Here is a 19,441-nt window from a genome sequence, read left to right as displayed (position 1 = left end):
GCCCCTCATGAGCACAGTCATCCGTTTCCACGCCTATGGCGGCCCCGAAGTCCTGCAGGTGGAAGACCGCAGCGTCGGCGCGCCGGGTCCCGGCCAAGTGCGCCTGCGCCACGACGCCATCGGCGTCAATTTCATCGACACGATCTTTCGCCAGGGCATCTACCCGGTGGCCTTGCCGTCGGTGCCGGGCGTCGAGGGTGCCGGCGTGGTCGAAGCTGTCGGTCCCGGCGTCGAGACCTTCGCCGCGGGCGATCGCGTGGCGTACTTCCTGGCGCCGGGCAGCTACGCGTCCGACCGGCTGATCGACGCCGAGGCGCTGGTGAAGCTGCCCGACGACATCTCGACCGAACAGGCGGCCACCGTGCTGACCAAGGGACTGACGGCTTGGACCGCGCTGAACGGGTTCCACCGCCTGCAGGCCGGCGAAACGATCCTGGTGCAGGGCGCGTCCAGCAGCGTCGGCTTGCTGCTTGCACGGTGGGCCAAGGCACGGGGCGCTACGGTCATCGGCACCGCGGGCGCCGGCAAGCGCGATGCCCTGCGCGCTGACGTGCACCACGCGCTGGTCTCCAGCGACGCCGACCTCGCGGCGCAGATCCGCGCGATCGCACCGCAGGGTGTCGACGTCGTCTACGAGTTCGTCGGAAAAGCCACCTTCGCGGCCTCGCAAGCGAGCGTTCGCGACGGCGGGACGATCGTCAACATCGGCGCCGCCTCCGGTGCTCCCGAGATCGAAGCGCCCTCGCTCGCGGCCCGGGGTGTGAAGGTGCTCGGCGGCCCGATGGCACAGCATCTGCAAGGCGATGCGCGCGCCCAGGCGACACGCGCGGTGTTCGATGCGCTGCGTGCAGGCGTCTTCGGCCAGATCGAGGTCACGCGCTATCCGCTGTCGGCTGCGGCCACTGCGCACGCAGACATCGCAGCCCGCAATCGCTCGGGGTCGGCCATCCTGGTGCCGTGACCCGACGCGCCTTCGGCGCTTCCATATGAAGGAAAAGCCCGCCAGCAGCACTGGCGGGCTTTTTTGCGTCCTTGAAGCCGGCGGGCACGAAAGGCGGAAGCATCGACCGCCCTCCTCCACCCGACGCCCCAACGCCGATACCGCGAGGTCCTAGCGGAACAGCAGGCCGATGCCGAAAACGATCCCGGCCGTCGCGAACGCCGTCAACAGACAAGGAAGAATGAAGAGCGCAACGCCGAGGTCTTCGTGGTGCTTGTCGATGAAATTCCAGAGCTTCATTTCGATCTCCTGGTGGGTGATTCAAGTGACAGGTTAGGGAGATTTCGCCTCGCGCAGAAGCCTGAATTTCTCGATCCGAGCCATCGATTCGAACGATGGATAGCGACCGAACTCCAACGCCATCTGCCGGGGTTCGCCTTCCCCGTACCCACGAAAAAAAGCCCGCCCCATCGCTGGGGCGGGCCTTGTGTTCACGTCAGCTCAGCGGGTGGCCAGCGAATGACGCAGCACCTGCTTGCGGTTGTCGATGCTGAAGGCCCCGGCACCGAAGGCCACGACCTGAACCAGGCCACCGGCCATCGCGAGGTTCTTCAGGAAGTGGAACAGCTGGTTCTGGTCGCCCAGCGCGTGGTGAAAGATGAGCGCGGAGGCAATCGAGAACACGGCGAGCCCGAGCGCGACGACTCGGGTGCGGTAGCCCGCCAGCAGCAACAGGCCGCCGCCCAGTTCGATGGCAATGGCCGCCAGGTAGCCCAGCAGCGGCGCGGGCAGGCCCACCGACGCGATGTAGCCCTGGGTCGCCTCGGGCGCGGCGATCTTTCCCAGGGCGCTGACGATGAAGATCGCCGCCAGCAGGATGCGTCCGACGAACGGCAGGACGGTGGTTTGGGTGGTGGGAGTGGTGGTCGTGGTCATGATGAATTTCCTAAGTAAGTGAGTGGATTGAAAGCACGGGGGTTGAAGAAACTGAAAGCCGAACGGCGAGTCAACGGATGCGTCCGTCCGCACGAAGCTGCCGCCCGAGCCGGGCGATTTCCGCCTCGCCTTGTTGCAGCGCCTCGGGCGAGGTGTGAACGGAGTAGTAGCCCAGCACGAGGTCGTGCGGGTGCTTCACGGCCGACCCGACGATGAAGTCGGTGTCGCCTTCGGCAGTGAAATCGATGGCGCTGTTCGATTCATCGAACACCGCGAGCTCGCCTTGCAGCTGCTTGCCAGCCACGCGCAGCTCGCCGCGGTGCACGTGGGTCCAGGCCACTTCGTGCCCCGCGGGCGGCTGGTAGCGCCAGCGTTCGCCCGCAGCCAGCCGCACGTGCAGCAGGTTCATGCCTTCCGGCGCGGCCACGCGGCTGTGCGCGCCGGCATGGCGCCCCAGCACGATGCGGGCGGGGCCGACCTGCGGCACGGCCTCGGCGGGCAGGTACTGGCTGTGCGCCATGCGGTTCTCCAGGCTGCGCGGCAACGCCACCCACACCTGGTAGCCCTGGAAGCGCTCGAAGCCACTCGGGCTCGCGTCGTGCCACACGCCGTTGCCGGCCCGCATCCATTCGACGCTGCCCGCTGACAGCGTGCCCGAGGCGCCGGTCGTGTCCTCGTAGCGCAGGTCGCCCGAGAGCAGCAAGGTGATCGTCGCAATGCCCGAATGCGGGTGCATCGGGAACAGCGCGTTGCCGGTCGGCTTGAAATCGAAGTAGTCGAGAAAGACGAACGGCTTGATCAGCTCGCCGATGTCCGAGGGACTGACGACGCGCGTGACCGGTCCGTGCGCCCGGCCCCGGGTGCGGGCCACGATGCGGCGCGTCTGAACAGACAGGGCCGGCGGGGATTCGCTGAGGGCGTGCTCCATGAAATTTCCTTCAGGTGATGAGATGGCCTGAAGGTTAGGAGCTGGACATCCCCCTGAGAAGCCTATATCTTTCGATGTGATCCATCCAAAGGAACGATAGATGCTCGACGGCTTATCCATGGACCAGCTGCGCACCTTCATTGCCGCGGCGGACGAAGGCAGCTTCTCGGCGGCGGGCCGCAAGCTGCGACGGGCGCAGTCGGTGGTCAGCCAGACGCTGGCCAATCTCGAAGCGCAGATCGACGTGCAGCTGTTCGACCGCTCGGCGCGCTACCCGCAGCTCACCGAGCAGGGCACCGCCCTCCTCGCGGAAGCCCGCGTGGTCGTGAGCAGCATGAACGGCTTCAAGGCCAAGGCGCGCACCATGGCCGAAGGGCTGGAGCCCGAGCTGTCGGTCGCTGTGGACGTGATGTACCCGATGGAGTCGCTGACGGTGGCCGTCGGCCTGTTCCGCGCGGCCTTTCCCCACACGCCGCTTCGTCTCTATGTGGAGGCGCTGGGCGCCGTCATCCAGCCCGTGCTGCAGGGCACGTGCCGCCTGGGCATCATCGGGTCGATGCCTGTCGTTCCCGATGCCGTGGAAGCCGAGAAGCTGCTCGACGTGCCGATGGTCACGGTGACGGGCAGCGCGCATCCGCTGGCGCGCCGCAAGGGGCTGATCCGGATGCGCGAGCTGGAAGAGCACGTGCAGCTGGTCCTCACGGACCGCACGAGCCTGTCGGACGGCAAGAGCTATGGCGTCTTCTCGCCCTCGACCTGGCGCCTGGCGGACCTGGGCGCCAAGCACGCCTTCCTGCGTGCGGGGTTCGGCTGGGGGCACATGCCGCAAGCGATGGTGCGGCACGACCTGGACACGGGTGCGCTGGTGCAGATCCAGATCGAGAACTTCCAGCCGCGCACACCGCCGATCGCGATGTTCGCGGCCTACCGCAAGGATGCGCCGCCGGGGCCGGCTGGGCGCTGGTTCCTCGAGCAGCTCAAGCAGGCCGATGCGCCCGCCCGCGCGTGATGAAGCAAGGCGGCGCTATGCCAGCGTCGCCCGCGCAAGAAACGGCGCCAGCTGCGCGCGCGCCATCTCCGGCGTCACGACATCCGCGGGCGCGAGCTTCTCGTAGCTGTAGCTCTGCGGATCGTCGTAGATGCGCTCCGAGATCAGCTTGGGCTGCGCGTCGCGCGTGTACGTGAAGATCTGGAACAGGTGGTGGTTCATGAGGTACCAGGCCTGCGGGTCGGCATCGACCGGGTGGTCCTTCAGGCAGGCGCCGGGCACCACGTGCGTCCAGACGGCCTCGGTGGTCACGCCGTAGTCTTCCACCCCCATGTTCATCGTCCGGGCACCCATGACGTTCTGCCGGGTCTCGAAGGTCTGCCGGTAGAAGCCCTCCACCGCCGCCCTGCCCGACAGGACGTGCACCGTCCCCCGGTCGCCCACGCGGTACTCGGGCTCGTCGACCGTGAGCTCGGGCACGATGATCCGGTCCCAGTAGCCCGCCACCTCCAGCAGCAGATGCCGCAGGTAGTTCTTCAGGATGGCCCGGTGCAGCGGCTTCTCGGTCGCCTGCAGAAAAGCCTCGACCTGGCGCGGCCACTCGGTGACGTCGAACTTCGGCGGCACGTGCATCAGCGTCAAGGCGTCCGCGGTGTCCAGGCGCTGGTTCTTCGGGTTCACGGGCTCGGCGTACATGGTGTTTCTCCTGTCCAGACGCGGTTCAGATCACCGACAGCAAGCCGCCGTCCACGAGCAGCGCGATGCCGCTCACATAGCTGGCCATGTCAGAGCCGAGCCACGCGACCGCATCCGCGATCTCGGAGGGCTTGCCGAGCCGGCGTAATGGCGTGCGCTGGCGAAAGCCCTCGGACGCGGCTGCGATGCCCGGGTTCGTGCGCACCAAATGGGTGTCGATGACGCCGGGCGCGACCGCGTTGACGCGGATGCCGTCGGGCCCCAGCGCATCCGCCAGGGCCTTGGCCATGAGCACCACGCCGCCCTTGCTGGTGGAATAGGCCACGGTCATGCCGGCGCCCGCGATCCCGCCCACGCTGGCCATCAGCACGATGCTGCCGGCCTTGTCGTTCGCCTTCATCTGGCGTGCAGCCGCCTGGGCACTGAACAGCACGCCGTCGAGGTTGACGCTCATCAGGCGCCGGTAGTCGTCTTCTGCCACGTCGGGGCCGTCCGAACGCAGCGTGATGCCGGCGTTGGCGACCATCACGTCGACGCCGCCGAATTCCGCCGCCGCTTCGACCAGCGCATCGACCTGCGCGCGCTGGCTCACGTCCGTGCGGTGAAAGCGCACGGCCACGCCCAGCGCCTCGATCTCCGAGGTCGTGGTGCGGCCGCCTTCGTTCGATGTTTCGGTGATGTCCGAGACGATCACCGCCCTGGCGCCGTGCTGCGCGGCGCCGATGGCGATCGCGCGCCCGATGCCGCTGGCGGCGCCGGTGACGACGACGACCTTGTCCTTGAGGATGTCGGTCATTGCCGTGCTCCCTGACGGGCGCTCGCGGCGGCCGGCGGCCAGGCGCCGAGCTGCTGCAGCAGCGAAAAGAGATTCGCCACGCCCCAGTGCTCGGTGATCTGGCCATCCTGCACGCGCATCGCGTCGACGGTCTCGAAGTGGATCTTGCGGCCCGTGGGTGCGATGCCGAACACCTCGCCCTGGTGCGTGCCGTGGTAGGTCTTGAAGGTGGTCACCACGTCGCCGTCCACGCGCTGCCAGTGGATGTCGGCATGGAAGTCGGGGAATGCGGCGCGCAGCGTCTTGTACAGGCCCAGGGCGCCCGCCTTGTCCGGCGTGCAGTTGGGCTGCGGCGTGTGGTCGAGAAAGCTGTCGGCAAAGAGCTCGTCGAAGAGCGCGTAGTTGCCGCCGCCCTGGACCTCTTCGGTGTTGCGGCGCACGACGGCCTTGGCCGCTTCGCCTGCGGTGTTCTGCGGGTTCATGGTGGTTCTCCTTGGCGGTCCGGCGCTCAGCCGAAGAGCTTGGCCGCGGTCTTGGCCACCAGCTCGCCCTGGTGGCGTGCGCCGGCCAGGTCGATCTCGGTCGGCTGGCGCGATCCGTCGCCGCCGGCCACGGTCGTGGCGCCGTAGGGCGCGCCGCCGACGATCTCGTCCACGCTCATCTGGCCCTTGTGGCTGTACGGCAGGCCCACGATGGTCATGCCGAAGTGCAGCAGGTTGGTGATGATCGAGAACAGCGTGGTCTCCTGGCCGCCGTGCTGCGTGGCGGACGAGCTGAAGGCCGCCCCCACCTTGCCGTTGAGCGCGCCGCGCGCCCACAGGCCGCCGGCCTGGTCCAGGAACGCCGCCATCTGCGACGACATGCGGCCGAAGCGCGTGCCGGTGCCGACGATGATCGCGTCGTACTTTTCGAGGTCGGCCACGGCAGCGACCGGCGCCGACTGGTCGAGCTTGAAGTGCGCGCCCTTCGCGACTTCCAGCGGCACGGTCTCGGGCACGCGCTTGATGTCGACCTCGGCACCGGCACTGCGGGCGCCTTCGGCGATGGCCCGGGCCATCGTTTCGATGTGGCCGTAGGACGAGTAGTACAGGACAAGAACTTTGCTCATGGGTATCTCCTGGAAAGGAATCGCCGAACGCCGGCGGGCGAAGAACGAAGACTCAACTTCGATGACATGGCGCTAGCGTAGGAGCCAGGCATCTCTCGCGGAAGCCTGTTTGATTCGATGGAATCCATCGAAAAAACGGATGGTCTTCTTCGCGCCTCGCCCGTCGCGGCGGGCTTGCTGGTACTGTTTCCCCTCGCCCGTCACCGCGCCGGCCCGATGGCCGGGTGGCCGGCGGGCGCAACGGCTCGCTTATCTTCACCACCACACAAGGACACCCATGAAGACACTGAAGAGGACACTGGCTCTCGCGACGATCGGCCTGGCGGCGGTGGCCACCTCGGCACACGCGCAGGCACAGACGAGGCCCGTCGTGCAGTTCATCGCCACGGGCGGCACCATCGCGATGAAGATCGACCCCGTCACCAAGGGCGTGGTGCCCGCGATCTCGGGCGACGACCTGATGCAGACGGTGCCCGATGCCGGCAAGTACGCCACCATCGAGGTCAACAACTTCTCGGCCATGTCGTCCAACTACATCGAGGCGAAATGGTGGACGCGCCTGACCAAGGCCGTCGACGATGCGCTCGCACGCCCCGAGGTGGCCGGCGTCGTCATCGCGCACGGTACCGACACCATGGAAGAAACGGCCTACTGGCTGGACCTGACCGTCAAGTCCGACAAGCCGGTGATCCTCATCGGCGCACAGCGCAACGCCTCGTCGCCCGACTTCGACGGCCCGCGCAACCTGCTCAACGCCATCCGCATCGCCACCACGCCCGAGGCGCGCGGCAAGGGCGTGATGCTGGCGATGAACAACCAGATCAACGCGGCGCGCAACGTGACCAAGACGCACACCGCCAACGTCGAGACCTTCAATTCGGGCGACTTCGGCTTCCTGGGCGAGGTGTGGGACGACAAGGTCATCTTCACGCGCGCGCCGCTGCGCCGCCAGCACATCGACATCGGCAGCGCCGAGATGCCGCGCGTGGAAATCGTGGCCATGTTCGGCGGTGCCGACGGCTCGCTCATGCGCTACGCCGTCGACCAGGGCGCCAAGGGCATCGTGGTGCAGGCCGTGGGCATGGGCAACATGAACGTCTCGATGTTCGAGGCGCTCAAGTACGCGCTGTCCAAGGGCGTGCCGGTGGTCGTCTCCACGCGTGTGCACAACGGCCGCACGCGGCCGGTCTACGGCTTCGTGGGCGGCGGCAAGACCAGCGACGAAGCCGGCGCGGTGATGGCCGGCGACCTGAGCCCGCAGAAGGCGCGCCTGCTGTTGATGCTGCAGCTGCAGCGCGGTGTCACGAGCAAGGCAGACCTGCAGGCCGCGTTCGACCGGTAGACCGGGCCCGCTACAGCATCGACTCGGGGATCACCAGCGACTGCAGGTAGAGCCTGACGCGGGTCGGCAGGTCCGCGCCGGACTCGTCGTCCGTCACCCTGGCGGGCGGGTCGCTGTCGATGCGCCACCATTCCAGCGCATCGTCGCTGCCCGGCTTCAGCGCACCTGGTACGCCGCGTGAAGCATCAGCTCGTTGAAAAAGGCGCTCGCCTCTCCCCGCACATGCGCACCCGCACCGATGCTGCCGAGGAACAGCGCCCGACCCGCATTCGGGCGGATCTCGTGCATGCGCATGCCGCCCTGCAGCAAGTGCGCGCAGTAGCGGCGGTAACTCGAGGGCGCGATCGAAAAGGACTGCCGCATCTGACAAGGGGTATGGGGTAGCGATGCCGGGTTAGCCGGTTGTGACCAAGCTTCGCCGCGCCTCGAATGCCGCCAATGACAAGTCGACCCGCAACCAGTCGGCAAGCACTTCCGGAAGAACAGGCAAGGCCTCATCGGACAGCGGATCGTCGGCGTCCGGGTCCTTGACCACGCCGCTTTCCTGTGGGTCGTAGACCTCCTCATCCACATCCATATCGAAGTCCGGCTTGCCAAGCAACACTTCGAACAACCTGGCGCGGCTCAACACCCGTTCGTACTGGAACTGCTCGTAGCTTTGGGCCAGGAATGGAATGCCGACGCGCACGAGGCCGTTCGATCCTTCTCCGAGCCGCCCCACGCGATCGATGCGGCCGATCCGCTGCTCGAGCTTGGCCGGATTCCAGGGCAGGTCGTGGTGAATGATCTCCCCGCACTCGCGGTGCAAGTCGATGCCTTCCGACCCGATGCCCGTGCACACCAGGATGTCGGGCGCGAGCGGCGAGTTGAACGCAGCGCACAGCCGCACCCGCTTGTCGGCCGCGACGTCGCCATCCAGCACCTGCACCGTGGTGTCGTCCTTCAGCTCGACGGCCCGCCAGAGACTTCGCCGCGCCGTGTTCGTCTTGTCCAGATCGTTGATCGTGCCGTTGGCCTGGGTCAGTGCGCGAAGAAATCGCTCGATCCGTTGCAGCACGCTTTCGGTACCGCCGCGCTCACGCACGGCGCCATGCAATGCATCCAGGAGCCCATCGCGTTCGCCCTCGGCAAAGCGCCCCACGAAATCGGGGCGCAGCGCGACGCGCCGCAAGCCAGTTTCCAGGTCCAGCACCAGCCGGTAGAACGTGACCCGGTGTTCGGCATGGGCATCCGCGTCGCCCTTGGCGAGCAACAACGCTTCGTTGTCGAGCAGCGCCCAGAAAGCGCGGTCGAAATCGGCCGAGGCGCCATCCGCCCAGAGGTTGGTGCTGCACCCCGCGACGGCGCGGTGCACCTCCTGGACGGCGACGTCGAACGCCACCACGTCGAACGCCGCCTCGCCCCCTTTGGAGACGAGTACCTCCGCGGCCTGTGGACCGCCCTTCACGTCCGCCTGCTCGAGGTCATCGGCGATCCCCGCCAAGCTTTCGACGGCCGGCCCCACGGCCGTGCCATTTCGGAACTCGTGCCGCAGGAACCAGAGGTCAAGGAGTCGAAGCACACGCCGGGAGGTCGGAATCGCCTGCTCGCGGCATAGGCACCTTTCGGCGAACGCTCTGGCGGAATCGAACAGGCGGGGCTGGTCCCATGCCCCCGCGACCGACCGGCTTGCGCACCAACTGCGGTGCAATTGCACGTCGACGAACAGGTGTCTGTGGTCCAGCAGAAGGTTGCGCGCTTCCGTGGCCGCAGGCGATGAACCGGCGAAGGCGATCTCCTTCTCGATGGCGTCCTTGATTTCCGCGACCGTGCTGACCCGCTCGCAAAAAACCAGCGTCTTCTTGCCGGCGCGATAGTTCGCGACCGCATGGCCCACCGTCGCGGCTACCTTGGGGTGCTCGGACTGGCTGATGGCCGCGTCGAAAAGCTTCATGTAGTCCAGGACCGGCCCTGGCCAGGCAGCGCCGGCCCGGCGCGTTTTCTTGCTGCTGACTGCATAGGCGGAATAGCTGGACGTCAGGCCTCGCACCAGGTGGGCGCGACTGCTTTCGTCTTCCTTGTCACCCTGCGCCGCTTCGCGCAGCCGCTGGTCGAGGCGCATCGCCATGTAATTCACCAGCTCGTGCCGTTCGTCCCACATGCCGCCGATGGCGTACAGCGAATTGCGCAGCCGCTCCTGGCCCACGCTGAACTCGCTGCCCGCATGGAAACTGCGGTGACCCTGGTCCTTGGTGTGCCGGATCATGATCCGGCCTTGCTGAGCAAGCAGGGCATCGACGGCGGACTTGTACTCGCAGGCACGGCGGTAGAAGACTGCCAGGGCGGGCGGCAGGTCGTGCGCTTGCGCGGCGCTTTCCATCCACGAACGGAGGTCGTCGATCGGCTGTTGGTCCATGGCGGCCAGCTGCGCCACCTCCACCGGGGCCAGCGCCTCGAGAGCCTGCAGGAACCTGTCGTTGGCGGCCAGGCACTTCGACACCAGCCCGTCATCGCCGGCGACGAGGCTCAACACCTCCGAAGTGGAACCGCCCGGCGTCACGGCGTAGCCGAGGATGCGCGCCATTTCTTCCGGGCCCAACTGCAAGGGGGTTGCCGTCATCAGCAGCTTGTGCGGCACCGCCTTGGCGAAACTCGCCCTGAACTGGCTGCTGCCGTTCGCGCCGCCCTTCCAGTTGTGCACTTCGTCGACGACCGCGAGCTTGATCTTCGATTCATGCAGCTTGCGCAGGACCACCGCATCCAGCACGTCGGAGAAAAAAGCGGCGATCTTGTTCTGAGCCAACTTGTGCGCGTTCCGCTCTAGCGAATACCAACGCTCTTGCAGCGTCTCATCGTTCTCGAGCGCCGACTCCACGCACTTGCTCAAGTTGTAGAGGTTGGACTGCCGCATCTCCCCAAACTGCGAAGCTCTGAGCTTCGGCGAGATCACCAGCCCTTTGCCCTGAAGCACCTCGATCATTTTTTCGCACGTCTGTTGATGCTTGTTTCGCAACAGTTCCGACAACACGAATCCGGCGAAGCGTTGGGTTTCAACGCTGTTGCTCTTGGGCCTGCGCAGCGCGTTCATGCCCAGGATGAAGACGTTCGGCTCGAAGCTTTCCTGCTGTGCGGCGAAATCCCTGAACAAGGCCTTCACTTGCTGGATGGACGCTGCGTCGTGGGTCCACAGCCTGCCTTTGGGCTCCAGCATCCGCCGCAGGAAATTGTTGCGCTCCGCGTTTTCCTTCTCAAGAAAGGCTTCCCAGGCCGGGATGCAGTATCTGGCATAGAAACCCAGGGCGTCACCGGACTCCGGATCGAAACCGTTCAGCTGAGGCCACCAGTTCTGGCTGTTCTTGACCCACCCCTTCTTGCAGGCCCATTCCCACAGCGAGTACAGGAGGGAAGGCAGAGTCTTACCGCCCACCTTGGGAACCGACTTGTCCGAATGGTCGTGCAGGTTCGCGATGAGGCTCCAGTGGTCGCTGACCACCAACGGTCGCAGCAGTCCGGCATCCCCATGCAGGTACGCGCCGGCGAACCCGCGAATCTCCTGCTCCCACTTGGCGCGCAGCACCGCGCTCGGCGGCGTTACCAGCAGCGCCTTGCCTCCTTCACCCAGGACGGCTTGCGCGACCACCGCCATGGCAACGTAGGTCTTGCCCATGCCCACCTGGTCGCCCAGCATCTGGGTGTCGCTGTTTTGCGCGAACCGGCGGCAGAACTCCCGGGCTGTGGCGCGCTGGCGCTTCCAGTCCGCCGCCAGTTCCGGCCGGGCGGCATGGGCCTTGACGATGCGATCGAAAGATTCAACGGACATGGGACGACAGGCAATGATCGATGTAGGTTTTCAGCAGCGACGAGCTGAACGGCATGGGTGAGGCCAAATCGGCAATGGCCTGTGTGCCAGCTGGCGCCGGCAAGGTCCTCAACATCAAGGAAAGTTCACCCAGCTTGAAGAGGTGCTGTACGTCTGTCGACGCACCGGTCTGCCGTTCGCGTTGCAGCACCTTGACCAGCGTGGCCAGCGGACGGCCGATCATTCCTTCCCAGCGCTCGGCGCGGGTCTCGAGCGGCTCCTTCAGCACGGCATCCGCGCGCTTGCGGTACTCGGCCTCCAGTTGTCCGAAAAGGTGCAGGTAGCTCTGCATGCGGATCGAGGCGTTGCCGGCCCGGTCCTCGCCGATGCGCCCGTCGCCGCCCTGATCGTCGCCATCGCCTTCTTCGTCTGGCAGCAGCTCACCCGGCGTCATCGCCGAGTTTTTCGGCTGACGGCCAATCTGGAAGGCGATCCAGTCCGCCGCGGTTTCATTCAGCAGGCATTCGCGCTGTTCGAAAAGTTCGGCCGAGTGGCGAAACGGGAGGTAGTACACCGCGTCCACCACGGTCCTTGACGCGAATCGCAGGTTGCGACCGCCAACCAAGCGGGCAAACACGGTACGGGCCAGCAGCGGCGCGCTGCGGTCCTGCGTGAAAGCCAGTGTCTCCTTGCCCCAGCTGATGTCGTAATCGGCCAAGCGTTCAAGGCCTTCGCCCACCACCACGAACCGCACCTCGTCCTCCGACAGCGCGACCAGTTCGATTCGTTCGATGAAGTCCGGGTAGGCGAGCCAATCTTCGTAGCCCTCCTCGTCCTTCACCTTTTCGGCGACATCGCAAAGTCCGGAATACTGGTTGGTCTCGTCCGCTCCGAAAGCTTCGGCCAGCCGCTTCACGAAACGCTTGGGGTCTTCGTCCTGCACCCAGGCGATGCCCAATTCCCGGTTCGTGCCATCCCAGGCGCGGCGGGTGAAATTTGCGCTACCCATGTAGACCAGCGCATGACCCTGGCCCTGCAGCACAAGGATCTTCGCGTGGAGGTTGCGCCGCAGGATCATGTTGTCCACCGAAGCCCCGTCGTTGGCCTGCTGGATGCGCAGCCGCTCCTGGTCGCCAAGCTCTTCGGCGATGAAGTTCAGGGTGCAGGCCGTGGCACCGCCGAAATGATGCTTGGCCAAGCCCTTGGCTTGAGCGGCATCGGTCACGATCCGTAGTTCGGAAAAATCGTGGAATGCCTTGCGCAGGTCCGTCGCGAAATTTGCCTCGCCTGTGTCGAAGAAAGGACTGACCGCGAACACGCGTTCAACTTCAGCACCAGGAAAGTTCTTCTCCCAAAGTCGCGCCAGCTTTTCAAGCCCGCTGCTTTCCCCATAGCCTGACGCCACGAGAAAACACGAAGACTTCGCGTGCTCGTCGCTCCACCGCTCGATGCACCGGCGGACCGACTTGACAACGCCGGCCAGCGAAGTCGAAGCCTGCACCTGGTAGCCCTGCTCGATCAGGTCAGCGAATTCGGCCAGCAAAGGCAGGTTCGCGGTTTCCTTTTGCCGCCACCTGAAGTGCTGGAACACCTCCCTGTTCGAGAACATGCCCGAGCGCGTGAGGTTCATCGAGCCCAGAATCAGGTGGATCGCCTTTTCGCGCACGACAAGGTAAGCCTTCGGGTGGTGACAGCTGAAAGCGGGCATACGCACTGGCAACAGTTCCATGAAATGCGGAACCTGCCCCATTTCGCCAGTCTTGCGCGAGTCGTAGATCACCACCGGCGCAATGGCCGAAATCCGCTGCAGGTCGCTTTTGCGCGGCTCGTAGTTGTCGTCCAGCGGCCTGCCCGCCAGCAGGTTCAGCAGTTGCTGGTCCTGGAACTCGTAGGTGAGCGCCAGCACGTGCTCCAGCGTACCTTGTGAATCGTCCATCGCCTCCGCGAACGAATCGCGCAGCGATTGGTGGGCAGGTGCCTTGCTCATGCACTGGCCCTCGCCCAATCCGAATACACCCGGCATCGGCGGAAATGCCAGTCGCGCCGCGACCGGAACTGCAGCTTGTCCATGGCGGCATCGACAGTGTCGGCGGCCTGCAGCAACTCGAGAACTTCCGCGAACTCGGGCTGGTCGACGGTGTCCTCTACCAGCAAGCCGGATTCATCGAGGAACGCACTGACACCCTTTCGCTTCTGGTGGCGTGCGTGATGGTCGCAGATCGCTGTTTCGATCGCTTCCAGCGTCGGCTCCGATTCTGCGAGCGTGGAAAACAGCTTGGCAGGCTCGAACGAGCTGCCGCGCTCAGCCGCTCGCGCGGCCAGCTTGACCATCGCCCGAGGCAGCTCTTCCAGTACTGCCGGCTCGCCGCGCGCGGTGCCTGAGGTGAACTGGAGCTTGAGCAGCTTGCGGTCGAAGACGAATTGCACGGCACCTGACAGCCGCTCGAACTCGGCCATCGCAATGATGTCCGAGGTCAAGGTTGGATAGCGATCGGTCAGCTTGACGTACTGCGCGGTGTAAGCCTCGGCCGAAGCTTGCGCCTCCTCCAGCTCGGACAGGGGTACCGGGTCCTCCCAGATCGGACGGCCGCGCGGGTTGCGTTCGACCCATTCATCGATCTGCGCCTGCCAGACCGTATGTTCGGCAGGCGTCGCGGCGGCCAGGAGATGCAGCGACTCGGCTAGCTGTTCGCACCCTTGTGCATCGAACGTGTCGCCTTGCGACCAGCGGCCCAACCAATGCTGGAATCCAAGATCGCAACGGTCTTCCATCGCACGCGCGAGCTTGAACCCGTTCTCCGACATCGCCTTTCCCCCGGGTTGCAGGAAGCCCCACGCAATGCTGGGTTGGGTGTAGTGGCCCAGCGTCCCATAGGCCAGCCGGGCATACAGGCTGTGCTGCCCCCGCACTTTGCGCAAGCTGAACTCGCCGTCCTCGGTCAGCCTCTTGTACTTGCGTACGTTCAGGACGGCGACGCCCTTCAGCGCGTTGAGCAGCCCCCAGAAGATCTCGATCTCGCGAAATTTGCGCGAGAAACCGGGCTGTGCAGGCGAACTGCCCTTGTCGTGCAGGTACTTCCAAACGGAACACAAGACGCCGTGGTAGGCCGGGTGGTTTGACAGCACGGTGAACTGCCGGAACAGGCTGGCCTGGAACGCACTTGCCGGCCGCATGAAACCGAGTGGATCGAGGAAGCCCCCTTTCGTGTCCACCATCACATACTCGCTCAGGTACATCCGTCCAACTTCCCTTCTGTCTTGGCCCAAATGTTACCTTGCGTTTCAGGCCGCACCCAATCCGGGTATGCGAGAGCAAGGTCGGTCCATCCCCGCGACACGACCCGTCACACCCTTCCCAGCACTCCGCCTCTACCAATGAGATTCGCATGGCCAGATCAGACCGGGACTGGAAGCCACGCTCGCACGGCACGCAGGACACCGCCAACCCCCACGCGTATCGGGCGCTGCAGCGCATCTACTTCAAGTATTGGGAGCCCCTGCGCCGTCGGCTGGTTGAGGCGCTTCGGCGCAGCGGGTTGGGTATCTGGTGCGAGTGCCAAGACTACAGGCATAGCTCGTAGTCCATCGTCAGTGGTGCGTGGTCGCTGAGCCGATCTGCCTTGTACACCGTCGCGACTCGTGCCGTCCGCGCTACACCTTTTGTCTCCAAGTGGAAGCGCTGGCAACGCAGCCATTCAAGCACGCATCGGCAGCCCCGTCAGCAGCTTGTCGAGCGTGATCGGGTAGTTCCGCACGCGCACGCCGGTGGCGTTGAAGATGGCGTTCGCCACCGCCGCGGCCGAGCCGCAGGTGCCCAGCTCGCCGATGCCCTTCGACTTGATCGGGCTCGCGAGGTCGTCGCTGTCCTGCAGGTACACGGCGTCGATGTCGGGGATGTCGGCATGCACCGGCACCAGGTACTCGGCCATGTCGTGGTTCACGAAGTAGCCGTGGCGCGCATCGACCACGGCCTCCTCGTGCAGCGCCGCGCCCACGCCGAACACCATGCCGCCGATGGCCTGGCTGCGTGCGGTCTTCATGTTGAGGATGCGGCCCGCCGCGAACACGCCGAGCATGCGGCGCACGCGCGTCTCGCCAGTGTCGATGTCCACCCCCACCTCGCAGAAGTGGGCGCCGAACGCGGCCTGCGCATAGCGGCGGTGCAGGTCGCCGGGCTCGACGTTGCCGAGCACGCTGAGGCCTTCCGCGCCCGCCAGCTCGCCGAGCGCGTGCGAGCGGCGCCCCAGGGCGATGCGGCCGCGCTCGAAGCGCGCCGTCTGCGCATCGAAGCCGGCGCGCTGCGCGAGCAGGCGGCACAGCTGCTGGCAGCCGTCGAAGACCGAGGCGCCCGCGCTCGAGGCACCGATCGAGGCGATCGAGCCCGTACCGGCCGGCAGCGCGGTGTCGCCCAGCCGCACGCCGATGCGGTCCATCGGGATGCCGGTCATCTCGGCCGCGATCTGCGCCAGCACGGTGTAGGTGCCGGTGCCGATGTCGGTCATCGAGGTTTCGATCAAGAGCCGGCCCTGCGCATCGAGGCTCAGCCTGGCGTTCGACGGGCGCACCGAGTGGTGGTGGATGGCGCTGGCCACGCCCATGCCGACCAGCCAGCGGCCGTCGCGCACCCTCCCCGGCTCAGGGCTTCTCTGGGCCCACCCGAAACGCCGCGCGCCCTCGCGCAGGCACTCGATCAGCTTGCGCCCCGAGTACGGGCGCGACGGCCCGCGCTCGGGATCGTGCGGGCTGTCGTTGAGGATGCGCAGCTGCACCGGGTCGATGCGCAGCTTTTCAGCCAGCTCGTCGAGCGCCACCTCGAAGGCCATCTGCCCGCTGGCGGTCGCCGGCGCGCGCATGGCGGCGGCCTCGGGCAGGTCGAGCGCAGCCACGCGGTGCGCCGTCATGCGGTTCGGGGCAGCGTACAGCAGGCGCGTCTGGCGCGAGGCGCCCTCGTAGTAGCTGCGGCCCGGCAGGTTGCTGGTCCAGGTCTCGTGGCCGATGGCCGTGAGCCGGCCGTCGGGCGTGGCGCCCAGACGCACGCGCTGGATGGTCGCGGCACGCCGCGTCGTGTGGTTGAGCAGCTGCTCGCGCGCCAGCGCCGTCTTCACCGGCCGGCGCAGCTCGCGCGCGGCAAAGGCCGAAAGCACCGCATCGGCATGCGTGCGCAGCTTGGAGCCGAAGCCGCCGCCGACGAAGGCCGAGACCACGCGCACCTGGGCCGCCGGCACGTCCAGCATGGCGGCCACGTCGCTCGCGGCCCAGTTGGGCATCTGGTGCGAGGTGTAGAGCGTGAGCCGGTCGCCGTCCCAGCGCGCGGTGGTGGCCTGCGGCTCCAGCATCGCGGGGTGCTGGTCGGGCGTGGTGTAGGTCTGGTCGATCGTGACGGGTGCGGCGTCGTAGGCGCCCTGGAAGTCGCCCACCGCCGTGTCGGCCGCGCTCTCGCTGCCGGCGCTGGGGTCGTCGCCGGGCTTGGGGGCGCCGGCCTGCGCGGCCGCGAGGTCGAAGCGGCCCGCGCCGCGCTCGTAGTCGATGCGGATCAGAAACGAGGCCGCGCGGGCCTGCTCGAAGCTCTGCGCCACCACGAAGGCCACCGCTTGGCCGTGCTGCTGCACCTCGGGGCCCGACAGCTGCGACACCACATTGGCGCGCCCTTTCGGCGCCATGCGCGGCACGTTGGCGTAGGTGTAGACCAGCAGCACGCCTGGCGCGCGCTGCGCCTCGGCGGTGTCGATGCGCGTGATGCGGCCCTTGGCGATGCCCGCCAGCACGATCCAGCCATAGGCGGCATCGGGCACCTCGTTGCCGTATTCGTAGCTGTAGCGGGCACGGCCGCTGACCTTCAGCGGCCCGTCGATGCGGTCGAGCGGGCGGCCCAGCACGCGCTCGCGGTCCAGGGCGCTGGGCCCGGCGGCTTCGGTGAATTGCATGTCGTCGCCCTCCTGTGTTCAGGTGTCGATCGCCTGCGCCAGCGTGGCGTGCAGGGTGCGCCGCAGCAGCGGGATCTTGAAATCGTTGTGCCCGTGGCCGCGCGCCTCGGCCAACAGCAGGTCGGCCACGGCCTCGCGCGCCTGCGCACCGCCGTCGGTGCCGACGAGCCGGCGCTCGGCCTCTTCGTTGCGCCAGGGCTTCGCGGCCAGTCCGCCGAAGGCCAGGCGCGCGGCGGTCACCGTGCCGCCCTCGCGCACCACCACGGCCGCGACGGAAACCAGCGCGAAGGCATACGACGCACGGTCGCGCACCTTGCGGTAGAGCTGCGTGCCGCGCAGCGGCGGTGGCAAGGTCACGGCGGTGATCAGCTCGTCGGGCGCGAGCACGGTCTCGATCTCGGGCGTGTCGCCCGGCAGGCGATGCAGCTCGGCGATGGGAATGCGTCGCGTGGTGCCACTGGCGGACACCGTCTCCACCTGCGCGTCGAGCGCACGCAGCGCCACCGCCATGTCCGACGAGTGCACCGCGATGCATTGCGTGCTGGCGCCGAAGATCGCGTGGATGCGGTTGAAGCCCTCCATGGCCGCGCAGCCGCTGCCCGGCGTGCGCTTGTTGCAGGGCTTGGTCGTGTCGTAGAAATAGAAGCAGCGCGTGCGCTGCAGCAGGTTGCCCGCGGTGGTCGCCTTGTTGCGCAGCTGCGCGCTGGCGCCCGACAGCAGCGCGCGCGACAGCAGCGGATGGCCTTGCCGCACGCGCGCGTCGGCCGCGAGGTCGCTGTTGCGCACCAGCGCGCCGATCTTCAGGCCGCCGCCCGGCAGCGCCTCGATGCGGTCCAGCCCGAGGCGGTTGACGTCGATCAGGTGCGGGGGCTGCTCGATGTCGAGCTTCATCAGGTCCAGCAGGTTCGTGCCGCCCGCGATGAAGCGCGCGCCCGGGTGCTGCTGCATCGCCAGCGCAGCGGCAGCCGGCGTGGCGGCGCGTTCGAAGGTGAAGGCTCTCATGTCGCGGCTCCCGCCACTTCGCGGATGGCCGCGACGATGTTCGGGTAGCCCGCGCAGCGGCAGATGTTGCCGCTCATGCGCTCGCGCACCTCCTCGTCGCTGAAGGCCACGGGCGCCGCCAGGTCGTGCGTGACATGGCTGGGCATGCCGCCGCGCAGCTCGCCGAGCATGCCGACCGCCGAGCAGATCTGGCCCGGCGTGCAGTAGCCGCACTGGTAGCCGTCGTGCTTGACGAAGGCGGCCTGCATCGGATGTAGCTTCTTCGGCTCGCCTAGGCCCTCGATGGTCGTCACCGCATCGCCCTCGTGCAACACCGCGAGCGTGAGGCAGCTGTTGATGCGCCGCCCGTTGACCAGCACCGTGCAGGCGCCGCACTGGCCGTGGTCGCAGCCCTTCTTGGAGCCCGTGAGCTGCAGCTGCTCGCGCAGCAGGTCGAGCAGCGTGACCCGCGGGTCGATCGACAGCGCATGCGGCGTGCCGTTGATGCGCAGGCTGGCGGCGGTCGTCGGCCCTGGCGCGGCAGCGGCTCGCGCCACCGGTTCGGCACTCGCCGCCAACGGCAGCGCGACCGCTGCAACGCCGGCTGCGCCGGTCACCAGCACCGTGCGACGGGTGCAACCGTCTCCGGTTTCGGTTGTCATCGAGGGCTCGCTCGGCGTGTGAGCGTCAGGGCTGGCGGTCGACAGCAGCGCCTGCGGCCGTTCGCGTGTTCGGCATCGTGGAGACGATCGTGCTGTTGACGCGCGAACCGCTCACCACGTTCTGGTCGGGCGCATGCGCGGTCGCCACCGCCACCTGGCGCATGGCCTCGCGCGAGACGGTCGAGGTGAAGGGATCGGGCCCGCGCGAGCCGCGCGTCACGTTCTGGTCGGGGGCATGGGCCGCGGCCACGGCCTGGGCCGCCACGTCGTCGCGCGAGAGCAGTCCGCCCCCCTGGTGCACGCCGTCGTAGGTTTCGGCAGAGGCCGCGCCGGCCAGGGTCAGGATGGCCAGGAGGCCGAGGGTCTTTCGCATGTGAACTCCT

General features: G+C 67.0%; 18 protein-coding genes. 3 read left to right on the top strand and 15 right to left on the bottom strand.

The features are described 5' to 3' along the window. Positions 1-7: 7 nt before the first annotated feature. Positions 8-961: a quinone oxidoreductase family protein gene (locus tag AC07OH_RS06230; protein ID WP_495299971.1), complete on the top strand. Its 954-nt coding sequence runs from the start codon at positions 8-10 to the stop codon at positions 959-961. A 150-nt stretch (positions 962-1,111) separates the two neighbouring features. On the opposite strand, the gene AC07OH_RS06225 is transcribed toward AC07OH_RS06230, so the two are convergent. The 3 genes from AC07OH_RS06225 to AC07OH_RS06215 form a co-directional block, all read right to left on the bottom strand. Beyond that, positions 1,112-1,240, bottom strand: coding sequence for a hypothetical protein (locus AC07OH_RS06225; protein WP_307636462.1), 129 nt, complete (start codon positions 1,238-1,240; stop codon positions 1,112-1,114). 201 nt (positions 1,241-1,441) lie between these two features. Beyond that, on the bottom strand, positions 1,442-1,876 hold the full coding sequence (locus AC07OH_RS06220; protein ID WP_495299970.1) for a DoxX family protein: 435 nt from the start codon (positions 1,874-1,876) through the stop codon (positions 1,442-1,444). 70 nt (positions 1,877-1,946) lie between these two features. Further along, entirely contained in the window at positions 1,947-2,804 is an 858-nt protein-coding gene (locus AC07OH_RS06215) for a pirin family protein (RefSeq protein WP_495299969.1), read from the bottom strand. 100 nt (positions 2,805-2,904) lie between these two features. Between AC07OH_RS06215 and AC07OH_RS06210 the strand changes: the two genes are divergently transcribed. Next, entirely contained in the window at positions 2,905-3,813 is a 909-nt protein-coding gene (locus AC07OH_RS06210) for a LysR family transcriptional regulator (protein WP_307636464.1), read from the top strand. Positions 3,814-3,828: 15 nt separating this feature from the next. Here the strand turns inward: AC07OH_RS06210 and AC07OH_RS06205 are convergent, their stop codons facing one another. The 4 genes from AC07OH_RS06205 to wrbA are packed head-to-tail and all read right to left on the bottom strand — an operon-like array spanning position 3,829 to position 6,371. Further along, positions 3,829-4,488: a hypothetical protein gene (locus tag AC07OH_RS06205; RefSeq protein ID WP_495299968.1), complete on the bottom strand. Its 660-nt coding sequence runs from the start codon at positions 4,486-4,488 to the stop codon at positions 3,829-3,831. A 25-nt stretch (positions 4,489-4,513) separates the two neighbouring features. Continuing rightward, positions 4,514-5,284 carry an SDR family NAD(P)-dependent oxidoreductase gene (locus AC07OH_RS06200; protein ID WP_495299967.1) on the bottom strand — a complete coding sequence of 257 codons (771 nt, stop codon included), beginning with the start codon at positions 5,282-5,284 and terminating at the stop codon, positions 4,514-4,516. After that, positions 5,281-5,745, bottom strand: a complete 465-nt coding sequence (locus tag AC07OH_RS06195; RefSeq protein ID WP_495299966.1) for an ester cyclase — start codon at positions 5,743-5,745, stop codon at positions 5,281-5,283. The genes AC07OH_RS06200 and AC07OH_RS06195 overlap by 4 nt, the downstream gene beginning before the upstream one ends. A gap of 26 nt (positions 5,746-5,771) precedes the next feature. Continuing rightward, positions 5,772-6,371: an NAD(P)H:quinone oxidoreductase gene (wrbA, locus tag AC07OH_RS06190; RefSeq protein ID WP_495299965.1), complete on the bottom strand. Its 600-nt coding sequence runs from the start codon at positions 6,369-6,371 to the stop codon at positions 5,772-5,774. A gap of 277 nt (positions 6,372-6,648) precedes the next feature. On the opposite strand from wrbA, the gene AC07OH_RS06185 reads away from it, so the two are divergent. Beyond that, the gene (locus AC07OH_RS06185) at positions 6,649-7,713 is read left to right on the top strand and encodes an asparaginase (RefSeq protein WP_495299964.1); all 1,065 of its coding nucleotides are present in this window, start codon (positions 6,649-6,651) and stop codon (positions 7,711-7,713) included. Positions 7,714-7,869: 156 nt separating this feature from the next. On the opposite strand, the gene AC07OH_RS06180 is transcribed toward AC07OH_RS06185, so the two are convergent. The 8 genes from AC07OH_RS06180 to AC07OH_RS06145 form a co-directional block, all read right to left on the bottom strand. Further along, on the bottom strand, positions 7,870-8,076 hold the full coding sequence (locus AC07OH_RS06180; protein ID WP_495299963.1) for a hypothetical protein: 207 nt from the start codon (positions 8,074-8,076) through the stop codon (positions 7,870-7,872). Positions 8,077-8,107: 31 nt separating this feature from the next. Beyond that, positions 8,108-11,512 carry a C-terminal helicase domain-containing protein gene (locus tag AC07OH_RS06175; protein WP_495299962.1) on the bottom strand — a complete coding sequence of 1,135 codons (3,405 nt, stop codon included), beginning with the start codon at positions 11,510-11,512 and terminating at the stop codon, positions 8,108-8,110. Further along, entirely contained in the window at positions 11,502-13,478 is a 1,977-nt protein-coding gene (locus tag AC07OH_RS06170; RefSeq protein WP_495299961.1) for a phospholipase D-like domain-containing protein, read from the bottom strand. Before AC07OH_RS06170 ends, AC07OH_RS06175 begins: the two co-directional genes overlap by 11 nt. Further along, positions 13,475-14,728, bottom strand: coding sequence for a hypothetical protein (locus AC07OH_RS06165; RefSeq protein WP_495299960.1), 1,254 nt, complete (start codon positions 14,726-14,728; stop codon positions 13,475-13,477). Before AC07OH_RS06165 ends, AC07OH_RS06170 begins: the two co-directional genes overlap by 4 nt. Positions 14,729-15,186: 458 nt before the next feature. Further along, positions 15,187-17,415: a molybdopterin cofactor-binding domain-containing protein gene (locus AC07OH_RS06160; RefSeq protein WP_495299959.1), complete on the bottom strand. Its 2,229-nt coding sequence runs from the start codon at positions 17,413-17,415 to the stop codon at positions 15,187-15,189. An 18-nt stretch (positions 17,416-17,433) separates the two neighbouring features. Continuing rightward, positions 17,434-18,417, bottom strand: coding sequence for an FAD binding domain-containing protein (locus AC07OH_RS06155; protein WP_495299958.1), 984 nt, complete (start codon positions 18,415-18,417; stop codon positions 17,434-17,436). Further along, the gene (gene paoA, locus AC07OH_RS06150; protein ID WP_495299957.1) at positions 18,414-19,058 is read right to left on the bottom strand and encodes an aldehyde dehydrogenase iron-sulfur subunit PaoA; all 645 of its coding nucleotides are present in this window, start codon (positions 19,056-19,058) and stop codon (positions 18,414-18,416) included. The genes AC07OH_RS06155 and paoA overlap by 4 nt, the downstream gene beginning before the upstream one ends. A gap of 25 nt (positions 19,059-19,083) precedes the next feature. After that, on the bottom strand, positions 19,084-19,431 hold the full coding sequence (locus AC07OH_RS06145; RefSeq protein ID WP_495299956.1) for a DUF4148 domain-containing protein: 348 nt from the start codon (positions 19,429-19,431) through the stop codon (positions 19,084-19,086). Positions 19,432-19,441 lie beyond the last annotated feature (10 nt).

This window comes from Variovorax sp. GW821-FHT10C12 (assembly GCF_059415405.1).
Note: the sequence above shows the minus strand (reverse complement) of the source record. Positions and strands in the feature narration are given on the sequence as shown.